The following is a 7,575-nucleotide window of genomic DNA, read 5'->3' as shown; positions in this document are numbered from 1 at the left end:
CTGGCCTTTTCACAACAAGAAACTCCTTAGAACATAACCAAACAATTTGTTCCAAGAGGTACGCCGGCGTACTTTCAAAAAACATCCGATTTTTTGAATTTTCATTGCACCAGGGAGTACCAAAATCAAACTCATTTTGCAATGAAGATCATTACGGTTGCCAACATCAAAGGTGGAACATCCAAATCCACAACTGCCATTCATTTGGCCTTAGCCCTTTCCAAAAAAGGATCCACTTTAGCCATAGACATGGATCCGCAAGCAGACCTTTCTGACTTCTTTTTTCCAGAGGAACCAGTCGAATTCTTTGATTCCGGGAACACACTTTCCGTTTTAAACGCAGAGACAACTCTAGCAGAATCAGTAAAACCTTCGAACAACATCGATGTTCTACCATCCATCATCGAACTTTCCGATCTAAGTTATTTAGCATCCAAAGATTTTTCCATGATCCCCCGCCTAAAAAACATCCTACTCAAAGCTAAATACGATTACGTAATTATTGATACACCAGGATCGGGATCTTCGGAAAATATTGTCTCCTACCTACCAGCTTCCGTGATTCTTGTACCGGTCACTCCTTCAAAATGGGCAGTTCGAACCGTTGCCCAAGTTCTTAAAAAAGTGGATGAAGCCGAAAGGTTCGACGAACAATCTAAGAAAAAATCCGTAATGATCCTTCCCTCTCAGTGGGGCACTTCGCAAAAACAAATGGATCTTTTAGAAAAACTAAACACGATAAAAACGCTAAAAATATTAGAACCAATCCCAAAAAACGAAAGTATTCGGGACCGTACGGAGACTGGGAAACCTCTACAAGAAGGAAGTGCCCCTTGGAAAGCCTTCGAAACCTTAGCGGAGAAATTAAAATAAAGTACGCCGGCGTACCTTCAAATTTTATGAAAACAAAAACAAACTACAACCCAGCCGATATCCTTTCAAGAGCAAGTGCCAGAACCTCGTCCCTTAACCCATTCTTAAAAGAAGAGGGAACTTCAAATCACAATGCTACCGAAATACCCATTGACCAAGTTTTAACAGAAAACAACCCAAGAAAAACTTTTAACGAATCTACAATCCGAGAACTCGCAGAATCCATTTCTCAATATGGGCTTTTACAACCGATTGTTGTTAGGAAAAAAGCAGGTAAATACGAACTCATTAATGGAGAAAGAAGATTCCGTGCGCACAAACTACTCAAACGCAAAACAATTCTTGCCATTGTAAAAAATGTAGAACAAATCGATATTTCCAAACTACCAGAAATAAAGTTAATTGAAAACTTACAAAGAGAAGACCTCTCCGAATCTGATCTCGCATTTTCTCTTCAAGAACTAAAAAACAGACACAAAGAAACAAACGAACAACTAGCAAAGAGGATCAACAAATCCGCACAGTGGGTAAAATCAAAAATTTCCCACGCTGAAATTCTAAAAGAATCGACCGCAAACACCAGCGCTGACAAAAACCATCCTATCTTTCAAATTCCCACAAGTTTGTTTACGGAAATTGCTCCTCTAGATGTACCGAATCGAAAAAAAGCGATCGATTACCTTATCAAAGGTTTGGAGAAAAAGGGGGACTTCCCTTCCCGAAACGACTTACGCGAGTATGTTCGTCCCTTAAAACCGAACAAACCCAAACAATCAAAACCAAAACTGGGAAACTTAGAACTAAAGGATCTAAAAAACAAACTATTAAAAATTAAAGAAAAAATCTCTTTATTACAAAATGAAAAAAGTATCCTAGAAGAAACAATTCGTAAGTACAAAAAATAATCTGTAGGAATTTACCGAAAATATTGGATCAAAAAAGAGATCCTTTTTTTGGCAGAAGTTTAGAAAAAAACTTGTACTCTTTTCGATCATCATGTAGTCTGTTTCTAAATCCTTAACCGGGTTGAACAATAAAAAGCCCTGGGAAGTGTGGTAGCGACCCGGGGCAATTTCTCTCCCTTCCTCCAATTCCGAACTCTAAAAACTCCAAAACCCAATGAGACCTCACAAATATTATGTCTCATTTTTCACTTGACAAAATTTTCCTTTTTGTACATATAGGGAACGTTCGGGTCACACAACCGGACACGGCTCTACCACAATGCCGTCATTGTTCAAACCGGAATTTACAAAAGTTCCGAGGGACGTTCGTAAAGAACTTCCAAACTTTCTTTTCTCTACCTTGACCGAAGGTTTGTTCTCATTAAAACAAACTTAAGAAAAATAGAGTAGGGGAGTGTACACCAAAAGTGTATTGGCGAAAAACAACCAAACGCTCGTAGCCGGAGATGTGTTCGTTTGGATGAAGGAACCTAAAATGAAAACAAATCGTAAAGGAATTTGGATCCCCGTTTGGATCGAGAATCTAAACCTTTCTCATAGCCAAACCAAATTGTATGCAGAGATTGTCTCGCTACATGATAAAGGTGGGTGTTTTGCTTCGAACCGTTATTTTGGTGAAGTCCTTGGTCTCAAAATGGATACAGTTTCAAGACTCGTCACCTCTTTGAAAAAACTAGGCCTTTTGGAACAAACCGGTTTTGATGGTAGAAAACGATTTTTAAAACCAATCTTCATAAACCCATCCACCAAAGATTTATCCTCACATCGAGAGGCCTCGGAAAAAAATCCAATACTGAAACTAGATAAAAAAGAGGTAATCCCCCAAGTCCCCATCATCCAAAAATCCAATGCAGGTTTGGATAAAAATGGTGCTGCTTATAGTAGTACAATAGAGGTACAAAAAAGAGTACAAAAGAAAAACTCTTGGGATGAATTTAAAAAATGGAGTGAACAAACTCTCTCAAAATCAACTCATTTTGAAATTGTCGATTTACCCTCGCCGGATTTTTTACAAGGAAGTTTGAATTTGATTTGGAAACAGTGGTTAGAAAGGAAATCTCTTCTCCCACTGGGAACTGTTCCCTCCCTTTAAGAGTTTTCAAAAGTAAAGTTTTATTGATTCAGTTCTAAATTAGTTTTATCAGGAGGATTCGATGAAAGTTTATAGGCATATCAAAACGGGGAATTTATATTTAAAGTTGGATGAAGCCAAAAATTGTACCAATGCAAATGATGGACAACAAATGGTTTTTTATTGTGAGTACGGGAAAGAAAACCCAATGAAATTTGTAAGGGATAAGTTCGAATTTTTACAGAAATTTGAAGAGATTAGTTTTTAGAAAATTGGACTAAAAAACCTAGATTGAAAATCTCAATAGATCTTCAGCTACTTCTAGTTTCGATTTTTTTAGAACTTTGCTTTCTGTATCAGGGAAGTCGGTCTCAATACATAAATTGCTATAACCATGGACTAGTGACCAAGCCATAAGTGCAAAACTTCTATGTTTTTCCTTTCTTTTTTTTGTTTTTAAATAGAACCTACATCCTCGAACTAAAATCGCATAGGATTTCAATTTTGATCGTTTTAAAATGGAAGATTCCATTGTTCTTTTAGTTTGAAACATTAGCCGATAATAATTGGGATTTTTAATCGCAAATTGTATATAAACCAATCCCAGTTTTATATAATAACCATCAGGATCCTTTGTATTCTGAATTACCTTTTTTTGTAAGGAACCAAGTCTATCAAATCCAATAGAAGCTAGAATTTCTAATACTTCCTCTTTGTCTTGAAAATGTCTGTAAACTGCTGCATGGGAAACACCTGAAAGGGTGGCTACTTCTCTCAGGGAAAAATCTGATGCCCCTTTTTTCTGTAAAAGTTTGTGACAAGACCTAATAATGGAATTTTTTAAATCCCCGTGATGATAGGAAGAGCGGCTCACAATATAAATTTCAACAATAAGTTACCATTGGCAACATTTTTTCTTGAATTAAAACCAAATAATGTTACTTTTGGTAACATATAGGGGTTGGTTTATGCAAACACTTAGTACCGAAGAAACTCAAAAAATTTTAGAAGATATGACTGTAAATTTCAATCATGGTGGAAGAAAAATTACTGTTCCTCCGCCAATTTTTCTGGCAATGAAGGCTGAAATTTTATCTTATACAAAAGGAAAAAGTATCAAAGTAGCATTCCCAGTTTCAGAAGACCAAACCAATCCTATGGGGATGATGCAAGGTGGTGTGATTGCCGCTGCCTTTGATAATGCTTTTGGACCTCTGAGTTACCTTGTGGCAAAACGTCCCACAACAACCATCGATATGAACATTCAATACATTCGGGGAGTGGCTGTGGGCCAGAAAGTGATTGTGACAGCATCTGTGGAAGCAAAAGGTTTTTCAACCATTCATATGATTGGTGAAATGCGGACGGAAAAAGATAAACTTCTAGCAACCGCTACAACAAACCTTTTGATTCTAAAAATTCCTGGTGGGGTAGGGGAATAGAGGATTAGTTTTTATAATCGTATCTTTCTAAAACCATTTCAATGATTGTTGGGGTGCAAGTGGTTGTATCATTAAAATGTTGGCTCATGATCACACCATGAAGAAATGTTTTGATAAGAATCATTTCTTTATCTGGCTCTTTTACACCATAAGATCTGAAGCGTTCCCTCATTGCCTCTTTGAATGGGGCAAATCGCCTTTCCACATTTTCTAACATCTTTTTCGAAAGTGAGACAGAACCAGGTTGGAAAAGACATACAGAAATCAAAACCATGGTTTTTCTTTCTTCTTTTGCAAATTGGATGGAACGGTTAAAAAATTCACGAACGTATTCTTTTGCAGAAAGGTTCGGAGGAATATTATTATAAAACTTCTCTTGTTTGGCGAGATGAGAATCGATGATTTGTTCAAAAATTTGGTTTTTGCTTTTGAAATAATTATAAGCAAGACCCTTGGAAATTTTGGCATGATTTGCAATCATTTCCATGGTGGTTTGAGAAAACCCATGTTTAGCGAACAAAACGATAGCTGAGGAAAGGATCCTTTCTATGGATTTTTCCCGGGCTTGTTGTTTTTTGTTCTCTGACTTTTGTGATGACTTTATGGGCACTGACCTTACCGTTCTGGTACTTTCGAATTTCGCAAACACTTTTTAGTCTAAAACCGAAGAGATCTGGGGTTTGGAATTCACTTGGAAGTCTGGAGTCTATCCAGTTTTTGGTCTGTATGAGTTCATTCGAATCCGTAACAGTACTAAAATCAGCCAACATCTACTTCAATGGAAACGTTACCAGCCGGACGGTTCTATTTTCAAATGGGGAAAAGAAAACCTTGGGGATTATGATGCCCGGGGAATATGAATTTGGAACCGACCAGAAAGAAATTATGGAAATCCAATCTGGAAAACTCTCTGTTTTGTTGCCTGGATCCGAAACATGGCTCCAAATTGACGGAAAGTCTGAATTTGAAGTCCCTGCTGGATCCAAGTTTAAACTCAAAGTTCAAACTGTAACAGACTACTGTTGTTCTTACGTTTGATCTACGATTTCCGCTGAACCGGCATTATTCTTTACTGAACTGATGCCGTTTTCACAAGCTTGTTTGGAAGAGTATCCTTCACTAGAAGCAATGATTTCTCCATTGCCGGCTTTGAGGCGAAAGCGGAATTCTCCTGCTTTATCTTTGTAAATTTCGAATTTTGCTGACATAAACTAACTCCTTGATTTGCCAAAACTATTATCCATTTAGGGATTTTGGCAATACGTTTTCTTTCTAAATTCGATTTTGAATTTCGCGAATGATTGGGTTCAAAAGATTGGCATTAGACCCGTTAAACGCCTTATGACGCAGCTTGGCAGAATTAATTTATTTTTATCATTTTTTATTTTCCTTTCCTGCGGCACTAAGTTCCCGGAACGCCCGCTCATCCAATATACATTCGAATCAAAAACATTAGAACAAATACTATCGGGAACTGCTGTTTGGTCAAAAGCCCACGAATTAAAATTCAATTTTGGTTATTGGAAACCTTTTGTATGGGTAAAATTTGATTTAGTAAACTCAGAAAATCGCAATCATGATTATATCGTGGAGTTAGAAGCTCCATGGGTCGACAATGTATTGTTAGGCTGGAAAGAAAACGGAGAGATTGTCCAAAAGAATTTTGATGGTTCCAGTGCATTTTCCAAAAGAGAAATTCAACATAGAAACCCTATTTATAAATTCACATTAAAACCATCCGAAACAAAAACCATATATGCTCGGATTCAAAATTCGGGGATATTGAGTGCACCGTTTCGAGTTTGGCGGATTAATTCTTTTTTTGACCGGATGGAAAGGGATTATATAGCAAATGGTGTGTATTTTGGTATTATTCTTGCTCTATTGTTATATAATTTGTTAATCTATGTAAGCGTTCGGGAAAAAGCCTATGTATATTATTGTTTATACTTAACCACTCTCGCAATTAATTATTCGTTATTGGGAGGTTTCTTCAAACAGTTGTTTGTTCCTGATATTGCCATGTCGGTAAAACCATTCTTATATGTTTCTGTAAATACTTCTCTGACTTTTGTCGGGCTTTTTTCGTTATCCTTTCTCAATTTAAAAAAAATAAATTCATTTCTACATCGTTTGGTTTTGTTTAGTGTGATCGTTTTTGGTGCCATGGCCATTTTTTCTTTTATCATTCCACATAATTGGATAGAAGTTTCTTTTATCTATACTTTCCCGTATATTTTTCTTCTGCTCATGTCTGCCGGTGCTTACTCTTATTATAAAGGGATAAAGTCATCTTTGTTTTTTCTTTTTGCGTGGGTTACTTTGTTTGTTGGAGTTATTTTTGATTCTTTAACCAAGGCTTCGTTGATTCCCTCTACTACCTTTGGTAGGTATGGTGTACAAATCGGTACGGCATTTGAGGTGATATTGTTTTCCCTCGCTTTGGGGAGGAGATTGCGGTTTTTGTTAGAAGAAAATCTTTTGGCGCAAAACCAACTAACGACGATTAAAAAGGATTTGGAAACAGCAAGAAAAATTCAAATGCGAATTTTGCCAGACGAATTGCCAAAAAATCCAAAATTGTCAATGGTTGTCTCTTACCATCCGCTTTATGATGTTGGTGGTGATTTTTATGATTACTTTGAATTTCCAGAAGGATTTGGATTGGTGATTGCCGATGTAACGGGTCACGGGGTGAGTGCTGCGTTAGATTCTTCCACTGTTAAAATTGCATTTCGAAATGCAAAAGAGTTCAAGGAATCTCCAAAAGAATTGATTAGTGCTATGAATCGATTTCTTTGTATGAGTTTGAATGCTCGTTTTGTCAGCGCTGCCTATTTTTATATAGATTTTAAGCAGATGAAGTTGTATTTTTGCTCTGCTGGGAATCCTCCCTTTGTATTGGTTCGTAATGGAGAAATAGAATCATTTGAATGTCCTGGGCTCCTTCTTGGAGTACGTTCTAACTTTGAGTATGAACAAAAAATGATTAGTTTGAAAGAAGGGGATAGGATTTTGTTTTTTACCGATGGTTTGTATGAAAATGTCAAACCAGATGAAGAACCTGAGGCAATTCTGTTTCCAGAGATTAAACCATTGGTTGGTTATCCTCAGGATTTGTTTCATTCTAATTTAATGGACAGATTGTCCGAAATTCGGCAAGATTCTAAAGATGATATTACCCTTGTGTCGATTGATCTCATAAAAAATGGGTAATGAAACA

The 7,575-nt window shown here is 36.8% G+C and carries 10 protein-coding genes; 7 read left to right on the top strand and 3 right to left on the bottom strand.

Going from position 1 to position 7,575, the window contains the following annotated elements:
- Positions 1-141: 141 nt before the first annotated feature.
- From EHQ70_RS00955 to EHQ70_RS00940, 4 genes are all read left to right on the top strand, one after another.
- Complete coding sequence (locus EHQ70_RS00955; protein ID WP_135583113.1) at positions 142-873, top strand: ParA family protein; 732 nt, start codon at positions 142-144, stop codon at positions 871-873.
- 26 nt (positions 874-899) lie between these two features.
- Complete coding sequence (locus tag EHQ70_RS00950; RefSeq protein WP_135583112.1) at positions 900-1,778, top strand: ParB/RepB/Spo0J family partition protein; 879 nt, start codon at positions 900-902, stop codon at positions 1,776-1,778.
- 535 nt (positions 1,779-2,313) lie between these two features.
- Entirely contained in the window at positions 2,314-2,931 is a 618-nt protein-coding gene (locus EHQ70_RS00945) for a helix-turn-helix domain-containing protein (RefSeq protein WP_135583111.1), read from the top strand.
- Between the two features lie 61 nt (positions 2,932-2,992).
- The gene (locus EHQ70_RS00940; RefSeq protein WP_135583110.1) at positions 2,993-3,178 is read left to right on the top strand and encodes a hypothetical protein; all 186 of its coding nucleotides are present in this window, start codon (positions 2,993-2,995) and stop codon (positions 3,176-3,178) included.
- An 18-nt stretch (positions 3,179-3,196) separates the two neighbouring features.
- Here EHQ70_RS00940 and EHQ70_RS00935 read toward each other — a convergent pair whose 3' ends face one another.
- Positions 3,197-3,784, bottom strand: a complete 588-nt coding sequence (locus tag EHQ70_RS00935) for a TetR/AcrR family transcriptional regulator (protein WP_135583109.1) — start codon at positions 3,782-3,784, stop codon at positions 3,197-3,199.
- Between the two features lie 94 nt (positions 3,785-3,878).
- Here EHQ70_RS00935 and EHQ70_RS00930 point away from each other — a divergent pair, with 94 nt between their 5' ends.
- Positions 3,879-4,352, top strand: coding sequence for a PaaI family thioesterase (locus EHQ70_RS00930; RefSeq protein ID WP_135583108.1), 474 nt, complete (start codon positions 3,879-3,881; stop codon positions 4,350-4,352).
- Between the two features lie 4 nt (positions 4,353-4,356).
- Here EHQ70_RS00930 and EHQ70_RS00925 read toward each other — a convergent pair whose 3' ends face one another.
- Positions 4,357-4,962 carry a TetR/AcrR family transcriptional regulator gene (locus tag EHQ70_RS00925; RefSeq protein ID WP_135583107.1) on the bottom strand — a complete coding sequence of 202 codons (606 nt, stop codon included), beginning with the start codon at positions 4,960-4,962 and terminating at the stop codon, positions 4,357-4,359.
- Positions 4,963-5,078: 116 nt separating this feature from the next.
- Here EHQ70_RS00925 and ppnP point away from each other — a divergent pair, with 116 nt between their 5' ends.
- On the top strand, positions 5,079-5,390 hold the full coding sequence (gene ppnP, locus EHQ70_RS00920; RefSeq protein ID WP_135583106.1) for a pyrimidine/purine nucleoside phosphorylase: 312 nt from the start codon (positions 5,079-5,081) through the stop codon (positions 5,388-5,390).
- Here the strand turns inward: ppnP and EHQ70_RS00915 are convergent.
- A complete protein-coding gene (locus EHQ70_RS00915; protein ID WP_135583105.1) occupies positions 5,381-5,560 on the bottom strand; it encodes a YegP family protein in 180 nt (59 codons plus the stop codon). The two genes, ppnP and EHQ70_RS00915, sit on opposite strands and share 10 nt — an antisense overlap.
- 133 nt (positions 5,561-5,693) lie before the next feature.
- Between EHQ70_RS00915 and EHQ70_RS00910 the strand changes: the two genes are divergently transcribed.
- Positions 5,694-7,568, top strand: a complete 1,875-nt coding sequence (locus tag EHQ70_RS00910) for a 7TM diverse intracellular signaling domain-containing protein (RefSeq protein ID WP_135583104.1) — start codon at positions 5,694-5,696, stop codon at positions 7,566-7,568.
- Positions 7,569-7,575: the final 7 nt, after the last annotated feature.

The organism is Leptospira congkakensis (assembly GCF_004770265.1).
In the GTDB taxonomy this organism is placed as follows: domain Bacteria; phylum Spirochaetota; class Leptospiria; order Leptospirales; family Leptospiraceae; genus Leptospira_A; species Leptospira_A congkakensis.
Note: the sequence above shows the minus strand (reverse complement) of the source record. Positions and strands in the feature narration are given on the sequence as shown.

Coding starts and splice junctions, on each gene's coding strand:
- EHQ70_RS00930 (WP_135583108.1), top strand. CDS start 3,879: ATGCAAACACTTAGTACCGAAGAAACTCAAAAAATTTTAGAAGATATG.
- EHQ70_RS00950 (WP_135583112.1), top strand. CDS start 900: ATGAAAACAAAAACAAACTACAACCCAGCCGATATCCTTTCAAGAGCA.
- EHQ70_RS00940 (WP_135583110.1), top strand. CDS start 2,993: ATGAAAGTTTATAGGCATATCAAAACGGGGAATTTATATTTAAAGTTG.
- EHQ70_RS00955 (WP_135583113.1), top strand. CDS start 142: ATGAAGATCATTACGGTTGCCAACATCAAAGGTGGAACATCCAAATCC.
- ppnP (WP_135583106.1), top strand. CDS start 5,079: ATGAGTTCATTCGAATCCGTAACAGTACTAAAATCAGCCAACATCTAC.
- EHQ70_RS00910 (WP_135583104.1), top strand. CDS start 5,694: ATGACGCAGCTTGGCAGAATTAATTTATTTTTATCATTTTTTATTTTC.
- EHQ70_RS00945 (WP_135583111.1), top strand. CDS start 2,314: ATGAAAACAAATCGTAAAGGAATTTGGATCCCCGTTTGGATCGAGAAT.
- EHQ70_RS00915 (WP_135583105.1), bottom strand. CDS start 5,560: ATGTCAGCAAAATTCGAAATTTACAAAGATAAAGCAGGAGAATTCCGC.